Source organism: Pseudodesulfovibrio mercurii (genome assembly GCF_000189295.2).
Taxonomy (GTDB): Bacteria; Desulfobacterota; Desulfovibrionia; order Desulfovibrionales; family Desulfovibrionaceae; genus Pseudodesulfovibrio; species Pseudodesulfovibrio mercurii.
In genome coordinates this window covers 3,036,518-3,053,287 of sequence record NC_016803.1, presented here as the reverse complement: position 1 = coordinate 3,053,287, position 16,770 = coordinate 3,036,518, and the positions used below count along the sequence as shown (strand labels likewise).

At 65.2% G+C, this 16,770-nt stretch carries 16 protein-coding genes and 1 other RNA gene; 15 read left to right on the top strand and 2 right to left on the bottom strand.

Features of this window, described 5'->3' with window-relative positions:
- Positions 1 to 41: 41 nt before the first annotated feature.
- The 5 genes from DND132_RS13800 (at position 42) to cysS (ending at position 4,798) form a co-directional block, all read left to right on the top strand.
- On the top strand, positions 42 to 788 hold the full coding sequence (locus DND132_RS13800) for a zinc ribbon domain-containing protein (protein ID WP_014323373.1): 747 nt from the start codon (positions 42 to 44) through the stop codon (positions 786 to 788).
- A 12-nt stretch (positions 789 to 800) separates the two neighbouring features.
- Positions 801 to 1,160: RNase P RNA component class A (gene rnpB, locus DND132_RS17905), an RNA gene on the top strand.
- Positions 1,161 to 1,228: 68 nt separating this feature from the next.
- Positions 1,229 to 2,413, top strand: a complete 1,185-nt coding sequence (gene ispD, locus DND132_RS13795; protein ID WP_014323372.1) for a 2-C-methyl-D-erythritol 4-phosphate cytidylyltransferase — start codon at positions 1,229 to 1,231, stop codon at positions 2,411 to 2,413.
- A gap of 2 nt (positions 2,414 to 2,415) precedes the next feature.
- Complete coding sequence (locus DND132_RS13790; protein WP_148267003.1) at positions 2,416 to 3,297, top strand: hypothetical protein; 882 nt, start codon at positions 2,416 to 2,418, stop codon at positions 3,295 to 3,297.
- Positions 3,298 to 3,340: 43 nt separating this feature from the next.
- A complete protein-coding gene (gene cysS, locus DND132_RS13785) occupies positions 3,341 to 4,798 on the top strand; it encodes a cysteine--tRNA ligase (RefSeq protein ID WP_014323370.1) in 1,458 nt (485 codons plus the stop codon).
- A 281-nt stretch (positions 4,799 to 5,079) separates the two neighbouring features.
- Here cysS and DND132_RS13780 read toward each other — a convergent pair whose 3' ends face one another.
- Together DND132_RS13780 and topA are read right to left on the bottom strand one after the other, a co-directional pair.
- Positions 5,080 to 5,757 (bottom strand): 16S rRNA (guanine(527)-N(7))-methyltransferase RsmG, encoded by a 678-nt coding sequence (locus DND132_RS13780; protein WP_014323369.1) that lies wholly within the window; start codon positions 5,755 to 5,757, stop codon positions 5,080 to 5,082.
- A 651-nt stretch (positions 5,758 to 6,408) separates the two neighbouring features.
- Positions 6,409 to 8,820, bottom strand: coding sequence for a type I DNA topoisomerase (gene topA / locus DND132_RS13775; protein ID WP_014323368.1), 2,412 nt, complete (start codon positions 8,818 to 8,820; stop codon positions 6,409 to 6,411).
- Between the two features lie 376 nt (positions 8,821 to 9,196).
- Between topA and DND132_RS13770 the strand changes: the two genes are divergently transcribed.
- The 10 genes from DND132_RS13770 (at position 9,197) to fliQ (ending at position 16,596) form a co-directional block, all read left to right on the top strand.
- Entirely contained in the window at positions 9,197 to 10,327 is a 1,131-nt protein-coding gene (locus tag DND132_RS13770; protein WP_014323367.1) for a twin-arginine translocation signal domain-containing protein, read from the top strand.
- A 513-nt stretch (positions 10,328 to 10,840) separates the two neighbouring features.
- Entirely contained in the window at positions 10,841 to 11,548 is a 708-nt protein-coding gene (locus DND132_RS13765) for a YggS family pyridoxal phosphate-dependent enzyme (RefSeq protein ID WP_014323365.1), read from the top strand.
- A gap of 18 nt (positions 11,549 to 11,566) precedes the next feature.
- Entirely contained in the window at positions 11,567 to 12,328 is a 762-nt protein-coding gene (locus DND132_RS13760) for a motility protein A (RefSeq protein WP_014323364.1), read from the top strand.
- Positions 12,329 to 12,352: 24 nt separating this feature from the next.
- A complete protein-coding gene (locus DND132_RS13755) occupies positions 12,353 to 13,174 on the top strand; it encodes an OmpA/MotB family protein (protein WP_014323363.1) in 822 nt (273 codons plus the stop codon).
- Positions 13,175 to 13,176: 2 nt separating this feature from the next.
- Positions 13,177 to 13,902, top strand: coding sequence for an OmpA/MotB family protein (locus DND132_RS13750; protein ID WP_014323362.1), 726 nt, complete (start codon positions 13,177 to 13,179; stop codon positions 13,900 to 13,902).
- A gap of 78 nt (positions 13,903 to 13,980) precedes the next feature.
- The gene (locus DND132_RS13745; protein WP_014323361.1) at positions 13,981 to 14,484 is read left to right on the top strand and encodes a flagellar basal body-associated FliL family protein; all 504 of its coding nucleotides are present in this window, start codon (positions 13,981 to 13,983) and stop codon (positions 14,482 to 14,484) included.
- A gap of 84 nt (positions 14,485 to 14,568) precedes the next feature.
- Complete coding sequence (gene fliN, locus DND132_RS13740) at positions 14,569 to 15,120, top strand: flagellar motor switch protein FliN (protein WP_014323360.1); 552 nt, start codon at positions 14,569 to 14,571, stop codon at positions 15,118 to 15,120.
- Entirely contained in the window at positions 15,113 to 15,493 is a 381-nt protein-coding gene (gene fliO / locus DND132_RS13735; RefSeq protein ID WP_014323359.1) for a flagellar biosynthetic protein FliO, read from the top strand. Before fliN ends, fliO begins: the two co-directional genes overlap by 8 nt.
- Positions 15,486 to 16,244 (top strand): flagellar type III secretion system pore protein FliP, encoded by a 759-nt coding sequence (fliP, locus tag DND132_RS13730; protein ID WP_014323358.1) that lies wholly within the window; start codon positions 15,486 to 15,488, stop codon positions 16,242 to 16,244. Before fliO ends, fliP begins: the two co-directional genes overlap by 8 nt.
- An 82-nt stretch (positions 16,245 to 16,326) precedes the next feature.
- Positions 16,327 to 16,596, top strand: a complete 270-nt coding sequence (gene fliQ, locus DND132_RS13725; RefSeq protein ID WP_014323357.1) for a flagellar biosynthesis protein FliQ — start codon at positions 16,327 to 16,329, stop codon at positions 16,594 to 16,596.
- Positions 16,597 to 16,770: the final 174 nt, after the last annotated feature.

Below are 16,770 nucleotides of genomic sequence, written 5' to 3'. Positions count from 1 at the left end.
AAGTATTTTTCGTGATTTCAAATAGACAGAGAGGTTAATCCATGTATCAGAAACAGATTGAACAGTTGATCGTCCTTCAGGAAGTGGACGACGAAATCCTCGAGCTGACCAAGGAAATCGACCAGGCGCCCCAGGAGCTGGCCGATCTCGAGGGCCAGCTCGGCGAGTTCGAGGAGCGCCGCGGCCAGATCGACGAGAAAATGGGCATCCTCAACGAACAGAAGAAGAAGCTGTCCGTGGAGATCGAGGAGGATGCGGGCAAGATCAAGAAGTCCAAGAACAAGCTGATGCTGGTGGGCAACACCAAGGAATATCACGCCATGATGCGCGAGATGGATTCCCTGGAAAAGCTCAACCGCATGCGCGACGACGAGCAGGCCGCCGTGCGCGAGGAGCTGGTCCGCCAGGATGAGGCCACCCAGGCCCTGAATGATGAAATGAGCGGCGTGCAGGAACAGTTCGAGGCCCTCAAGACCACCCTCGAAGAACGCCTGGAAAAGGCCAACAAGAAGCTGGAGGCCCTGAACCGCAAGCGCAAGAAGGCCTGCAAGGCCGTTCCGCCGCCGATCCTGGGCCGCTACGAATTCATCCGCGAGCGCATGGAGCACCCGGTCATCGTGCCGGTGTCCGAAGGCGTGTGCTCGGGCTGCAACATCATGATCCCGCCGCAGGCGTACAACGATCTCCAGAAGGGCCAGCAGATCCTGAGCTGCCCCAACTGCCAGCGGCTGATCTACTGGCAGGCCTTCGTGCAGGCCGAAAACATCTCCTTGGACGAAGAGGAGTAGCATCACAAGTCCGGAGTCGGGCAGGTCATCGCCGCGGTCCAACGACCGGGGAGGAAAGTCCGGGCTCCACAGGGCAGGACGCTGGGTAACGCCCAGGGGGAGCGATCCCCGTCAAGTGCAACAGAAAGCAGACCGCCTCCGGGATTTCCCGGCGGTAAGGGTGAAACGGTGGGGTAAGAGCCCACCGGCTGTCGCGGCGACGCGGCAGGCCAGGTGAACTCCGTCCGGAGCAAGACCGAATAGGACAGCGTTTGAGGCCGGCCCGGCCGAGCTGTCGGGTTGGTTGCTCGAGCCGTCCGGTAACGGCCGGCCTAGATGAATGATGACCACCCCGCAAGGGGAACAAAACCCGGCTTATGACCGGCTCCGACTTGTGTTACCGCGCGGGGGAGGCCACCCTCTCCCGCGCCCGATTTCGACAGGCAACCGCAGGGACCGCAATGAACGACATCTGGGGCATGATCCTGGCCGCAGGCTCGGGCACCCGCCTGGCCGAGGCCACGGGGGGCGAGCGCAAGCAGTACCTCGAGTACAAGGGCGCGCCGCTCTTCTGGCACTGCGCCCGGACCTTCGCCCGCGCGGCCGGGATGAGCGGTCTGGTCTTCGTCTTCCCGCCCGAGGATGCGGCGGACCAGGAAAAGAAGCTGCGCCAGTACTTCAAGACCGAGGACCTGGGCGTGCGCTGGGCCGTGGCCCAGGGCGGCGCCCGCCGTCAGGACTCGGTGCGCAATGGGCTGGCCGCCCTGCCCAAGGAATGCGGCCGGGTGCTGGTCCACGACTCGGCCCGCCCGTTCGTCTCGGCCCGGATCATCGCGGACCTGATCGAGGCTCTGGACCGGGGCGCGCGCGGCGTGATCCCGGCCATCCCCGTGACCGACACCGTGAAGCGGGTCGCGGACGGGACCGTGCGCGAGACCCTGAACCGGGCCGAACTGGCCGCGGTGCAGACCCCCCAGGGGTTCGAGACCGCGCTGCTCCGGGAGGCCCACGACCGTGCCCTGGCCGAGGGCTGGGAGGTCACGGACGACGCCTCCATGGTCGAGCGGCTGGCCGAGGTCCGGGTCATCCCCGGCGAGGCGGGCAACGTCAAGATCACCGTGCCCGAGGACCTGGAACGGCTGCGCGCGGCGCGGACCACCGTGCCCTGCATCGGCTGGGGCTACGACGTGCACCGCTACGGCGGCTTGGCCGACCGGCCCATGGTCCTGGGCGGCGTGCCCATCCCCGGCGGCCCGGCCGTGGTCGCCCACTCGGACGGCGACGTGCTCCTGCACGCCCTGGCCGACGCCATGCTCGGCACCTTCGGCGGCGGGGACATCGGCACCCACTTTCCGGACACGGACCCGAATTTCGACAACGCGGACAGCGGCATGCTCGTGCGCGAGGTCATGGCCATGGCCGAGCGGGCCGGGACCCGCGTGGTCCACGCGGACCTGACGGTCATCGCCCAGATTCCCCGCCTGGCCCCGCACGCGGCGCAGATCGCCCGCAACGTGGCCCGGCTCCTGGGGCTCGAACCGCACCAGGTCAACTTCAAGGCCACCACCGAGGAGAAGCTCGGCTTCACCGGCGAAAAGAAAGGCATCAAGGCCGTGGCCTGCGTCACCGGCCTGAGGGAGATGTGATCGTGTCCGGGCTGAAGAAGTTCCTGCTCTCCTTCGTCATCTTCGCGGCCATCTGTTTCTTCGGCCTGAAGTGGTACGTCAACGCCGAGGTGGACAAGGAGCTGACCCGGACCGTGGCCGAGACGCCCGGCCTGGCCCTGTCCTACGCCGACCTGACCGTGCACATCGTGGACCACACCGTGGTCCTGGACCGGGTGGACGCCCTGTTCCCCTCGGGCCAGCACATCCAGGCCGACTCCGTCAGCATCGCGGCCTTCGACCGGAACAACCCCATCCCCCACTACGCGACCATCGCGGCCAGGGGCCTGACCATCGAGGTGTCCCCGCAGAATTTCGGCGTATTGTCCGGATACATCCGGGGGCTCGGCATCGAGGTCCTGTCCGGCGACGGCACCCTGGACTACGCCTACGACCCGGAGACCAAAATCCTGGAGCTCAAGGGCCTCACCCTGGACGATCCCAAGCTCGGGGCCCTGCGGTTGACCGGCTCCCTGGACAACCTGAACCTGACCGGGTTCCGCCCGGAGCAAAGCTTCGCCCTGGGCATCCGCAAGGCGGTCCTGACCTTCGACAACCGCGAGTTCATGCGCCTGGTCAGCGCGGACTGGGCCCGGCGCATGGGGCTGTCAGAGACCACCACCCTGGGCAGGATCAGCGCCGAACTGGACGGCCTGGCCGCCTACGCCGAGACCCAGGCCAACGAACCGGCCCGCGAGACCATGCTCGGCCTGAAGACCTTCCTGAACGATCCCGGCACACTGACCGTGTCCGCCAACCCGGCGGAGTCCGTGCCCGTGCTGTACTTCTTCATGGGCCGGGACCTGTTCGAGAACCTGGACCTCCTGAACGTCCGCGTGGACAATGGCCCGGCGGGTAAAATTTAATCGAAGTTGAAGTATTTCAATACAATAAAAATGGAGTAATCCAATGAGACTCTACAATACCCTCAAACGGCGGAAAGAAGAATTCACCCCGGCCCACAACAACGACGTGAACATGTACGTCTGCGGCATCACGGCCTACGACCTCTGCCACATCGGCCACGCCCGCTCCAGCGTGGTCTTCGACGTGCTCTATCGCTACCTCAAGCACGAGGGGTATGACGTCAACTTCATCCGCAACTTCACGGACATCGACGACAAGATCATCAAGCGCGCCAACGAGGTGGGCAAGGAGGCCAGCGAGATCGCCGAGAAGTTCATCGGCGAGTTCTACGTGGACATGGACCGCCTGAACATCGAACGGCCCAGCGTGGAGCCCAAGTGCACCGAGCACATCCCGGAGATGATCGCCCTGACCCAGCGGCTCATCGACAAGGGCCACGCCTACGCCACCCCGTCCGGGGACGTCTATTTCAAGGTCCGCTCCTTCGAGGGGTACGGCAAGCTGTCCGGCCGGAACATCGACGAGCTGGAGTCCGGCGCGCGCATCGCCCCGGGCGAGGAGAAGGAGGACCCGCTGGACTTCGCCCTGTGGAAGGCGGCCAAGCCCGGCGAGCCGTTCTGGGAATCCCCGTGGGGCAAGGGCCGTCCCGGCTGGCACCTGGAGTGCTCGGCCATGTCCGAAAAATACGCGGACCTGCCGCTGGACATCCACGGCGGCGGCCAGGACCTGGCCTTCCCCCACCACGAGAACGAGGTGGCCCAGAGCGAGGCCGCCACGGGCAAGCCCTTCGCCAACTACTGGGTGCACAACGGCTTCGTCCAGATCAACTCCGAGAAGATGTCCAAGTCGCTCGGCAACTTCTTCACCATCCGCGACATCCTGGCCAAGTTCCTGCCCGAGACCCTGCGCTACTTCCTGCTGACCATGCACTATCGCAGCCCCCTGGACTTCTCCTTCGACGCCCTGGAAGAGGCCGAAAAGGGCCTCAAGCGCATCTATTCCGCCCTGAACCAGATCGACGAGGAACTGGCCAGGGACAAGTGGAAGAAATCCCCGTTCCCCGAGGAACTGGTCAAGGAACTGGACGACCTCGAAAAGCACTTCGCCGAGGCCATGGCCGACGACCTGAACACCGCCGGGGCGCTCGGCCACGTCTTCTCCGCCATCCGCCTGGCCGGGCGCGTGGCCGAGGACAAGAACCTGCGCAAGTCCGAAGGCGGCCGCGACCTCTTCGCCCGGATCAAGGCCGACATGGCCGACTGGGCCTCTGTCCTCGGCATTTTCGAGCGCAAGCCCGCCGAGTTCCTCCTGGAACTGCGCGACAGCCGCGCCGCGCGCGCGGGCATCGACCCGGCCAAGGTCCGGGAACTCCTGGACGCCCGCGCCCAGGCACGCAAGGACAAGGACTTCGCCCGGTCCGACGCCATCCGCGACGAACTCGCCGCCATGCAGGTCGAAGTCCACGACACCCCCCAAGGCGCCACCTGGGACGTGCTGTAGGGGAGAAGAATGCCTCCGGCGGCCGGGGGAAGGGGGAAGGAACCCTTTGAAAAGGGCTTCCCTTTCCCCCTTCCCCCGGACCCCCTTCCCCCTTTCCCTCCTAAACTTTTTAGCGCCGCTTCGCGGAGTGCGCCAAAGGAAAACCCCGGTTCGTTGAGCCGGGGTTTTCCTTTGGCGCGCGCACGGTCTCGCCGAAGGCGCGATAAAAAGCTTTGAAGGGGAGTCCAGAGGGGAAACTTTCTCGAAAGTTTCCCCTCTGGCCGCCGGAGGCATGCTTTTCTCTACTCGACCAGGAACGACCAGAAGTAGCGCTCCGTCCCGGCCGCCGGGTAGCTGGCCGCGTCGCCGAGGCGCCAGCCCGCGGGGATGTCGTTTTCGGCGGGCGGCGGGTCGTTGGAGAGGATCACGGCGACGCCGGTGCGTTCCGTGTCGCGGCGGAGCATGGGGTGAATGAAGTCGAGGAGTTTCTGCCAGGGCATGAAGGCGCGGCTGAGGATGAGGTCGGCGGTGGCCTGGTGCCCGGACCGGGACAGCCGGTCCAGGGCGTCTTCGGCCCGACCCAGGAAGACGTTGGTGGCGGGCAGGTCGAGGCGACCGAGCACGCTCTTCATGAAGGTGGCCCGCTTCTCGCGCACCTCCACCAGCCAGTAGTCGCCGTCCTGCCAGAGCACGCGCAGGGGGATGCCGGGCAGCCCGGCCCCGGCCCCGAAGTCGAGGCACAGCGGCCGCTCGGGCAGGCGCAACCCGGTCACGAAGTCGGCCAGGAACAGGGAATCCACCACCAGCCGGTCGAACACTGTCCGCCAGTCGGACGGGCCGACCAGGTTCATCTTGCGGTTCCACTTCATAAGCTGGTCCAGGTACGCGGCCAGCAGTTCGGCCCGGTCCGGGGCCAGGTCGCGGCCCAGGCTGCGCGCGGCGGCCAGCACGTCGTCACGGGAGGGGGTGGTATCGGGCATGGGCAGGAAATACGTTGTTTCCGGGAAACAATCCAGCCCTCCGCAAGCAGGAAGGCCGCCCGGGACAGGCGGCCTTCTTGGGGAGGATGTAGGGTGTGACGTTCGGGCGGAATGGCTGGACCGCCCATGGTAGAGAGTATGTCATGCGCGTCGGGGCCGGTCATGCCCCATCCGCACCTCCCTTCTACACCCCCCAGCCCAAAAAACATTGACCTGGATCAACGCCGGCAACATTTTTCAAAAAAACTTGCCGACACCCACCAACGCGCCTCGGGTGCCACAGGCACCCGACAGCCCACCAGCCAATGCGGTATACCCCCCCTCCCCCAACTGGAGCGATTCGGGCGGCGCAGCCACCCGAAAGCCCGCCATTCAAAGGGAATAAAAAACGTCCCAACTCCCCCAACTGGAGCGACTCGGGTGCGCAGCACCCGACAGCGGCTCTCTCCCCCGCGCTCGCACTAGGCTTTCGAGAGTGGGTCAGCCGTGCATTTTCTTCCGGCCGCGACAACCGCAGCGTGCCTCAGCTCTTAGGCCGAGCTTGCTCGGTCTTAGAGATGACGACAGCAGCGATAGCCGTCTACGTGAGGATTGGCGCGGCCGGAAAAAATGTGCGGATGGCCCGCTATCGGAAGCCGCCCCCCGCGCGCGCTACTCGTCCACAGGACGAGTATAATCGCAGCCCTTCTTAGGGCAGGCGATGTGGTCGCCCTTGTCCCTGGTGGTCTTGCGCACGAGGATGGGATGGTCGCACTTGGGGCAGTGCTCGTTGATGGGCCAGTTCCAGACCGCGTAGTCACACTTGGGGTATTCGGAGCAGGAGTAGAATATCTTGCCCCGGCGCGAGGATTTCTCCACCAGTTCGCCGGTGCACCCTTCGCGCGGGCAGGGCACGCCCGTGGAGTACGGGGCGGCGTAGGTGCAGTCCGGGTAGTTGGAGCAGGCGATGAAGCGCGAGCCGGTGCGCGCCTTCTTGAGCAGCAGTTCGCCGCCGCAGTCCGGGCAGACGCCGACCACCTCGGGCTTTTCCGACTCCACAACCTTGATGTTGCCTTCCTCGTCGCGGGTGAAGTTGACGATGGACTTGCAGTCCGGGTAGCCGGTGCAGCCCAGGAACTCGCCGCGCCGGGACTGCTTGATGGCCATGGGGCGGCCGCACTTTTCGCAGATGACCCCGGTGTCCTCGGGCTTTTCGCGCTCGACCACGTGGATGTGGCCTTCCTCGTCGCGGGTGAAGTTCTTGATGTTCCGGCAGGTCGGGAACCCGGTGCAGCCCAGGAATTCGCCGGTCTTGCCGAACTTGATGGCCATGGGCTTGCCGCACTGGTCGCAGTTGATGTCCGTGACCTGCTGGGACCGGGCCATCTCGGTGCGCGCCTTTTCCAGGGTGGGGTAGAAGTCGCCGCCGAAGTCACGGAGCAGTTCCCCCCAGTTCTTCTTGCCGTCGGCCACGTCGTCGAGCAGGGACTCCATCTGGGCGGTGAAGCCCACATCCATGAGGGCCTGGAAGTGCTCGGACAGCTGGTCGGACACGGTGAAGCCCAGCTCGGTGGGCACGAACCGCTTCTCCTCGAGCCGGGCGTACTCGCGGTCGATCAGGGTGGAGATAATGGCCGCGTAGGTGGACGGCCGGCCGATGCCCAGCTCCTCCAGGGTCTTGACCAGCGACGCTTCGGAGTAGCGCGGCGGCGGCTGGGTGAACTTCTGTTCCTTTTTCAGCTCGTTGAGTTGCAGGACCTCTCCCTCATGCAGCTTGGGCAGCTCCACGTCGTCCTCGGAACCGGCCTTGTCCATGGCCGCCAGGAAACCGGCGAAGAGCAGCCGCTCGCCCTTGGCGCGCCACACGGTCTGCGGGGCGTTGACCAGCACGGTGGTGTCCCAGAAGGTGGCCGAGGCCATCTGCGAGCCTACGAACCGCTGCCAGATGAGCCGGTAGAGCTTGTACTGCTCGGCCGGGAGGAAGCTCTTCACGCTTTCGGGCGTGATGGCCACGTCGACCGGCCGGATGGCTTCATGCGCGTCCTGGGCCCCGCCCTTGGTCTTGAAATTCCGGGTCTTGGACGGATAGTAGTCCGCCCCGAACATCTCCAGGATCAGCTCCTTGGCCGCTTCCTGGGCCTCCTTGGCGATGCGCACGGAGTCGGTACGCATGTAGGTGATCAGGGCGGTGGTGCCCCGGCTGCCGAGCTCGACGCCCTCGTAGAGTCGCTGGGCGATGGACATGGTCCGCTTGGCCGAATAGCCCATGCGCCGGTTGGCGTCCTGTTGCAGGGTAGAGGTGATGTACGGCGGCAGGGGCTGGCGCTTGCGCTGCTTTTCCTGCACCGAGTCCACGGTGAACGCGCCCTGTTCGAGCAGGGCCTGCAAGGCCTCGGCCTCGCTCGCGGTGGAGATGTGGTTGGCCCCCGGCTTGACCGCCTTGCCTTCGAGCTTGTGCAGGTCCATCCAGAACGGCGGCGGGTTTCCGCCCGCCAGGAGGACCTTGAACGGCCAGTATTCGTCCGCCTTGAAGGCGCGCCGCTCCTTTTCGCGCTCCACCAGGATCTTGAGCGCCACGGACTGCACGCGCCCGGCCGAGATACCGCGCTTCACGTTCTTCCACAGGATGGGCGAAATCTTGTAGCCCACCAGCCGGTCCAGGATGCGCCGGGCCTGCTGGGAGTCGAACAGGTTCTCGTTCAGGTCCTGGGCGTGGGCCAGGGCCTCCTTGACCGCCCGGGAGGTGATCTCGTTGAACTGGATGCGCCGGATGTTGTCGTTCACCGGCCGGAGCAGCTCGGCCACGTGCCAGGCGATGGCCTCTCCCTCGCGGTCCGGGTCGGGCGCGAGATAGACGGTGTCCGCCTTCTTGGCCGCGGCCTTGAGGCGCTTGACCACGTCCTCCTTGCCCTGGATGATCTCATAGTGCGGGGCGAAGTCGTTCTCCTCGTCCACGCCCAGGTCGCGGGTGGGCAGGTCGCGCACGTGGCCCACAGAGGCGTCCACCATGTAGTCCTTTCCCAGGAACTTGGAGATGGTCTTCACCTTGGCGGGGGACTCGACGATGATCAAATCTTTCGGCATGTTGCGGCTCTCTTCTCAGGCTGTTGAAGGACGCGCGATTGCGTCCTCGCACTCGCGCATCCTTCAACAACCGAAGGATTGTATCCGGCCTGTCTTGGTGGCGGCGGGGTCCCGGCACGTCCGAAACCCGTTCCCGACAGACTGAGGGGGGTCTATGCCCGCTTTTCCGCCGACTCGTCAAGCCTCTTTATATGGATAATGGGTGAAACGGTCATTTTCTCCTATTTTCCGTCCCGGTGCAATGCCCGGCCCGGCCCGGCTGTGACCCATTCTCCATGCGCGGGGCACATTCCGTCACCCGTTCGTCAGGCTGCCGACCAAAGGGCGGGGTATGGTCACGAGATCATACAACCTATCTGCATTCAAGGAGAAAACAATGTCTTCCGAAGCTCTTAATCGTCGTGATTTCCTGAAACTGGGGGCCCTGGCCGGGGCCGCCGCCGCGATCACCGCCCTGCCCGTGCGCGCCCAGGCCGCCCCGTCCGCCGTGACCCTGGACGAGTGTCTGGCCATGACTCCCGAGGCCATGGCCGACGCCTCGGGCCCGGTGTCCGCCTCCTGGGAGTCCATCCTCCAGGCCGCCGCGGCCATCCGCAACCCGGCCCTGCGCGCCCAGGTCCGGGAAATCCTGAACAACCCCGCGCCCACCGTCACCAAGGGTATCGGCGCGTCCGAGAAGCAGGCCATCCACAAGGAGCTGGCCGCCAAGGGGCTGATCAAGGACGTCTCCGAGGCCGACTTCCTGCCGCCCTCGGCCGACCCGGCCAACGCGCCCCAGCCCTTCCGCTCCGCGCCCGGCTCCGGCTATTCCAGCCACCACGCCTACCCCGGCGGGCTGTGCACCCACACCGGCCTGAACACCCGCGTGTCCATGGCCCTGTACGACGGCTACCGCGAGGTCTACGACTACATGCTCGACCGCGACGTGGTCATCGCCGCCCAGCTCCTGCACGACCTGCACAAGCCCTGGGTCTTCCAGTGGAACGCGGACGGCGAGTCCCGCACCGAGCGCTCCCTGGCCGGAACCGGCGAGCACCACCCCCTGGGCGTGGCCGAGTCCATCCACCGGGGCGTCCCGGCCGAGGTCGTCGTGGCCCAGGCCTGCGCCCACAACCACCCGCGCACCGAACAGGACGAGGCCCAAGTGGTCGGCTGGCTGACCGCCGCGTCCATCATCGCGGGCGTCGATCCCGTGGCCTACGGCCTGCTCGCCGCCGACGGCAGGACCCTGCCCCTGCCCCGCCGCCAGGAAGGGTTCGTCACCCACCTCGGCGACCACGACTGGGTCCTGACCGTGCCCGCCAACCAGTGGGTCCTGCCCGTCCTCGAAAAGGTGGCCGTGCGCGACTACAAAATCTCCCAGGCCGACCTCAAGGCCAAGCCGTTCAAGCAGTTCCGCAACTACGTCTACTCCCAGGCGACCATCATGTCCCTGTACGAAACCTACGCCGCCCAGGGCGAACCCGAACTCGTCCGCACCATCCACGCCATCGTCACCCCCGCCTAAGGGCGGTCACACTCCACGCCGGGCGCGGCTCGCCGCGCCCGGCATGTTCCGCCTCCGGCGGCCGGGGGAAGGGGGGAGAGGGAACCCTTTGAAAAGGGCTTCCCTCTCCTCCTTCCCCCGGACCCCCATCCCCCTCTCCTTCCTAAACTTTTTAGTGCCGCTTCGCGAGGTGCGGGGGCGTTTGTGGTGGTCTTCGGGCCGGGGGGGTGGCGTAGGCGAGGGGCCGGTATGGGGAGAAAGAAAATACTGTCAGGATTCTGTTGGCCGGGGTACTAGAGAAAATCTAGACTTAACATTCCGGCAATATTGGCCATTTTCATGCGGTTACAGTTCCGGTAAAATTTCGGGTGGTTAGGGGGCGCAAAGTCGTGGTATAAGCGGATACGCGGCGAACGGTTGCGAAAAATCATCAGTAACTCAGTAAACTAATTGAAAATCGGACCGATAAGAGCCATTGGGACCTAAGGGCCCGATTGGGCGGGTCGGCAGCGGTCCGGTGGGGCAGAGTCGAACATGAACGAGAGAAAACGGGAACTGGCCGAACGGGCGGCCGAGGTGCGCGAGGCCCTGGCCGTGGCCGCCGGACAGGCGGGCCGCGCGGCCGAGGACGTCACCCTGGTGGCCGTGTCCAAGCTGCACCCGGCCTCGGACATCCGGGACCTGGCCGAGACCGGCCAGACCGAATTCGGCGAGAACTACGTCCAGGAGGCCCTGGACAAGCAGAACGAGTTGGCCGGGCTGAACGTCAACTGGCATTTCATCGGCGGGTTGCAGTCCAACAAGGCCAAGTACGTGGCCGGGAAGTTCGCCCTGGTGCACAGCGTGGATTCCTCCAAGCTGGCCCAGGCGTTGCATAAAAAGGCGGTGAGCCTGGACGTCGTCCAGGACATCCTGATTCAGGTGAACATTGCGGGGGAAACGCAAAAGTCCGGAATCACGGTGGAAAGCCTGCCCGAGCTGGCCGAGGCGGTCCTCGGCATGGAGGGGCTGCGGCTCGTCGGATTGATGACGATGCCGCCGTTTTTCGACGAGCCCGAGCGGGCCAGGCCGGTGTTCGCCCGGCTGCGGGAGCTGCGCGACGGGCTGGAACCGAGGCTGGGCGTGTCCCTGCCGCACCTGTCCATGGGCATGACCGGCGACTTCGTCCCGGCCGTGCAGGAGGGGGCGACGCTGGTGCGCATCGGCACGCGGATTTTCGGGGCGAGGCCGCCGCGCGGCTAAGAACAAAGCGGAGACAGCATGGATCTGGGTACCATAATCGGCATCGTCCTCTCCTTCGGACTGGTCCTGTCGGCCATCATGACGGGCTCCAGCCTGATCATCTTCGTGTCCGTGCCCTCCCTGCTCATCGTGGTGGGCGGCACCATCGGGGCCGGATTGGTCAACTACCCCATGAACTACGTCATCGGCGTCATCGGGGTCATCAAGAACACCTTCTTTTCCAGTCTGGACTCCCCGGCCGAGGTCATCGACCGCTTCAAGGACTACGCCAACCGCGCCCGCCGCGAGGGCATCCTGTCGCTTGAGCCGCTCATCAAGGAGATCGACGACGACTACATGCGCAAGGGGCTGCAGCTGACCGTGGACGGCCTGGAGCCCCAGACAATCCAGGAGATCCTGGAGACCGAGATCTCCTACCTGGCCGAGCGGCACGCCACCGGCGCGGACGTGGTCTCGGCCCTGGGCACCCTGGCCCCGGCCATGGGCATGATCGGCACGGTCATCGGCCTGGTCCAGATGCTCCAGACCATGAGCGACCCGTCCTCCATCGGCCCGGCCATGGCCGTGGCCCTCCTGACCACCCTGTACGGGGCGATCATCGCCAACCTCGTGCTCATGCCCATGGCGGGCAAGCTCAAGGCGCGCAGCAAGGAGGAGGTCCTGCTGCGCGAGATGATCATGGAGGGCATCCTGTCCATCTCCAAGGGCGAGAACCCGCGCATCATCGAGGAGAAGCTGAACAGCTACCTGCCGCCCAAGGACAGGATCGTCTCCGACTAACCATCCCGCCCGAGGGGGCGCGCCATGGCCAAGAAGAAGCAAAAACGGAACTGCGAGGAGATGCCGCTGTGGATGGTCACGTTCGCGGACTGCATGACCCTCATGCTGACCTTCTTCATCCTGCTCGTGTCCATGGCCACCATCGACCAGCGGCGCAAGCTGGTGGCGCTCGGCTCCATCATCGGCACCTTCGGCTTCAACCAGGCCGGCTACGACACCTTCTCCCAGAAGGACACCAAAAAGACCGTGGAGCCCGGCCCCATCGACACCGGCGACCTGGAGCCGCTCCAGTCCCTGAAATGGGAGAACGTGAGCCAGGACATCAACTTTTCCTCCAGCCGCTTCGTCCAGATCCTGTCCATCAACGCGAGCCTGCTCTTCGGCCCGGACGGCTACACCCTGAGCCCCGAGGGGCGGGCCACCCTGGACCGCTTCCTGCCCCTGCTCGAACAGGTCAAGTACCCCCTGCTCCTGGCCGGGCACACCTCGGACCTGCGCGACGAGCTCGGCATGAACTACCAGCCCGGCGACGACAGCCGCAACCCGGACCTCTCCTGGAAGCTCTCCCTGAACCGGACCCTGGCCATCTACCGCTACCTGCTCGACAAGGGCATGAGCCCGGACATGCTCCGCGTGGAGGGGTTCGGCAAGTACCGGCCGCACTATCCGCCGGACACCCCGGAGAACCGGGCCCGCAACCGGCGGGTTGACATCGTCCTGGACAAGCGCTCCAGCCGCCTGAGCGACCGCATCGTCGAGACCATGCCCGTGGTGCCCGACCGCCGGGACGCCATGAGCGTGGACGGCTTCGAGTTCGACGTGTCCACGCCCAAGGAGCTGCAATAGCCATGGGCAAGAAAAAGAAGGAAGCGCCCTGCCCGCCCATCGCCCTGTGGCTGGTCACGTTCTCGGACCTGATGACCCTGCTGCTGACCTTTTTCGTCCTGCTCCTGACCATGGCCTCCATGGACAATTCCATCCTGACCAAGGTCACCCTGACCACCGCGGACCTCGGCCTGCTCGACAAGCGCGGCTCGGGCCGGGTCAACGCCAAGGAGCGGCTCATCGTCGAGCTCATGGAAAAGCCGTGGGAGGTCCTGGACAAACAGCAGCGCATCAAGGACCTGCTCTTCCCGGACGACATCCTGCCCGACGAGATCAGCAAGGCCGAACTGAACGACAACCTCGACGTCCTGGCCAAGCAGGACGGCGTTGCCCTGGTCTTCACCGACCGGATTTTATTCGCCCCGGGCGGGTCCGAGCTGTCCGACACGGGCAAATTCCTCATGGCCCGTCTGGTGCCGATGATGACCCAGACCGACGCGCCCATCAACGTGGCCGGGTACACCGACGCCTCGGACGCGACCCAGACCCCGCTCGAACTGTCCGGGGACCGCGCCCTGGCCGTGCTCGCCTTCCTGGTGGACAAGGGCGTGCACGACTCGCGATTCTCCCTGTCCGCCTACGGCGACGCCTTCCCGGTGATCAACGAACTGGGCCGGCCCGTGGCCTCGCCCAGGAACCGGCGGGTGGAGATACTGCTCAAGACCGCCCGGCCCATCGGCGGCTATTGACGGACCTGAAAAGGGCCTGGCAAACCGGGCCGATTGACGATAAGCAACGGATAACAACCCGCGAAAAAGGGAACTGCCATGGCTGAAGAAGCACTGCTCCAGGAAGAAGGAAAAAAGAAGAAGGGCGGCCTGCTCAAGTGGATCATCCTCGTCGTCCTGCTGGCGGCGCTGGGCGTGGGCGGCTGGTTCGGCTACAAGATGTTCTTTGCCGCGCCCGCCGAGGACACGGCCGCGCAGACCGACGCCGCGGGCGACCCCGGCAAGCCCGCCGAACAGCTGGAGGGCCAGATCGTGGCCCTGCCCACGTTCCTGGTCAACCTGGCCGACCCCCTGGGTCGACGCTACCTGAAGCTCGGGGTGGAGGTGGAGGTGCGCGACGCCGACGCCCAGGCCGCCCTGACCAAGTACGAGGCCAAGGTCAAGGACACCCTGCTCCTGCTCCTGTCCAGCAAGACCTACGAGGGGTTGTCCACCATGCAGGACAAGGTGGAGCTCAAGCAGGAGATCGCCGACCGCCTGAACCAGATCATCGGCAACGGCGGGGTGCTCCGGGTCTACATCACCGAGATGGTCATTCAATAGCACGCTTCTTGCTAGTTCGGTTTCGGGCCGTCCCGGTTTTTGACGGCCCGGACGATGAACAACGTTTTCAACGAGGTGAGCGACATGGCTGACGATCAGGATAAACTCGCGCAGGAATGGGCCGACGCCCTGCTCGAGAGCGGCGATTCGGACCCCCTGGGGAACCTGGACGACGTGACCGACCCCTCCGAGGCGGGCAGCGCCGACATGGGCAGCGACGACGAGGCCCTGGCCGACGAATGGGCCGCCGCCCTGGCCGAGACCGAGCAGGAGGAGGTCCGCCACGAAAAGGAGCAGGCCTTCCTGTCCACCCAGACCCACGACTACGAACTGCCCGACATGGGCCCGGACGCCAAGGCGGGCAGCTCCTCGGGCAAGCGCGACCTGGACTTCATCCTGGACATCCCGCTGGAGGTCTCGGCCGAGCTGGGCCGCACCAAGCTGCTGATCAACGAGCTGCTGCAACTGGGCCAGGGGTCCGTGGTCGAGCTGAACAAGCTGGCCGGCGAGCCGCTGGAAATCTACGTCAACGGCAAGCTGGTGGCGCGCGGCGAGGCCGTGGTCATCAACGAGAAGTTCGGCATCCGGCTGACGGACATCATCAGCCCCATCGAGCGGGTGAAGCAGCTTGGCTAGCCCCGTTTCGGTCGGCGCGGCCGCCCCGGTGCAGCTTCCGGCAGTGGATTCGGGAACCACCATCCTGACCACCGCCGGTTACCTGTTCCTGCTGCTCGGCGTCATTTTTCTGGCCTACTGGCTGCTCAAACGCTTCGGCGTGCCCGGCGCGCTGACCTCCTCCGGGCCCAACGGCCCCCGGCTGGTCAACCGGCTGATGCTCGGCAACCGCCAGTCCGTGGCGGTGGTCCGCTACCGCGACAAGGATTTGCTGCTGGGCGTGACCGAGCACAACGTCACCCTGCTGGCCGAGGAGGAGGCCGCCCCGGAGCCGGAACCGGCCGGGCGCAGGTCCTTCGCCTCGGTCCTCAAGCGGAGCGCGGGCCGTGACTAGCAAACGGTTCGTCGTCCTGCTGACGGTCCTGGCCGCCGTGCTCCTCCCGGCCCTGGCCTGGGCCCAGGCCCCGGTCATTCCCAAGCTGTCCATGGAGCTGGCCGCCGGACAGGCCGATCCCCAGGAGGTCTCGACCCTGCTCGAGATACTCTTCCTGCTGACCATCCTGTCCATCGCCCCGGCCATCCTGCTGACCATGACGTCCTTCACCCGGATCATCATCGTCTTCCACTTCATCCGCCAGGCCATGGGCACCCAGCAGATGCCGCCCAACCAGATCCTGGCCGCCCTGGCCATCTTCATGACCATGGTCATCATGTACCCGGTGGGCAAGACCATCAACGAGACCGCGCTCCAGCCGTACATGAACGAGACCATCAATTTCACCGAGGCCCTGACCAGGGCCCAGGTCCCCATCCGCCAGTTCATGTTCAAGCACACGCGCGAGAAGGACCTGTCGATCTTCTATTCCATCACCAAGGAGCCGCGCCCCGAGAACAAGGAGGAGGTCCCGACCATCATGCTGGTGGCCGCCTACACCATCTCCGAGCTCAAGACAGGCTTCACCATCGGCTTCCTGATCTACATCCCGTTCCTCATCCTGGACATGGTGGTCGCCTCCATCCTGCTGGCCATGGGCATGATGATGCTGCCGCCGGTCATGATCTCGCTGCCGTTCAAGATTCTGCTGTTCATCCTCATCGACGGCTGGAACCTGCTGGTGGGCTCCCTGGTCAACACCTTCCAGTGACCACGCGCACCGTGTTGCCCGGGGAGCGGTGCGTCCGAAGACCTCCCCGCAACCTCAACCGCCCCGGCAAGGAGGGCCTGAAATGACACCGGAATTCGTCGTCGGATTCGCCAGACAGGCCATCGAGATGACCCTGATCATCTCCCTGCCCATGCTCGGCATCGGCATGATTGTGGGCATCTTCATCTCCATCATCCAGGCCGCCACCCAGATCCAGGAGATGACCCTGACCATGGTGCCCAAGATCATCGCCATCTTCCTGGCCCTGCTCCTGGCCTTCCCCTGGATCATGGACAAGATGACCGCGTACACCACCAATCTCTTCCTGAACCTGCCCAACTACATCCGCTAGCCCGCGCCACGGGCCGGTTCGCGCCCCTCGGCGCCCTGCCGCGCCCCGCCTCCGGCCCCCGAACCGCCGTCCATACCCGAACGGGTATCGGACATTCGCTTATTCCTTGCCAAAATTCATTCAGGATATTAACGTTGCCCAACGTATCCTTTATTCAAGTAAATATTGATACAG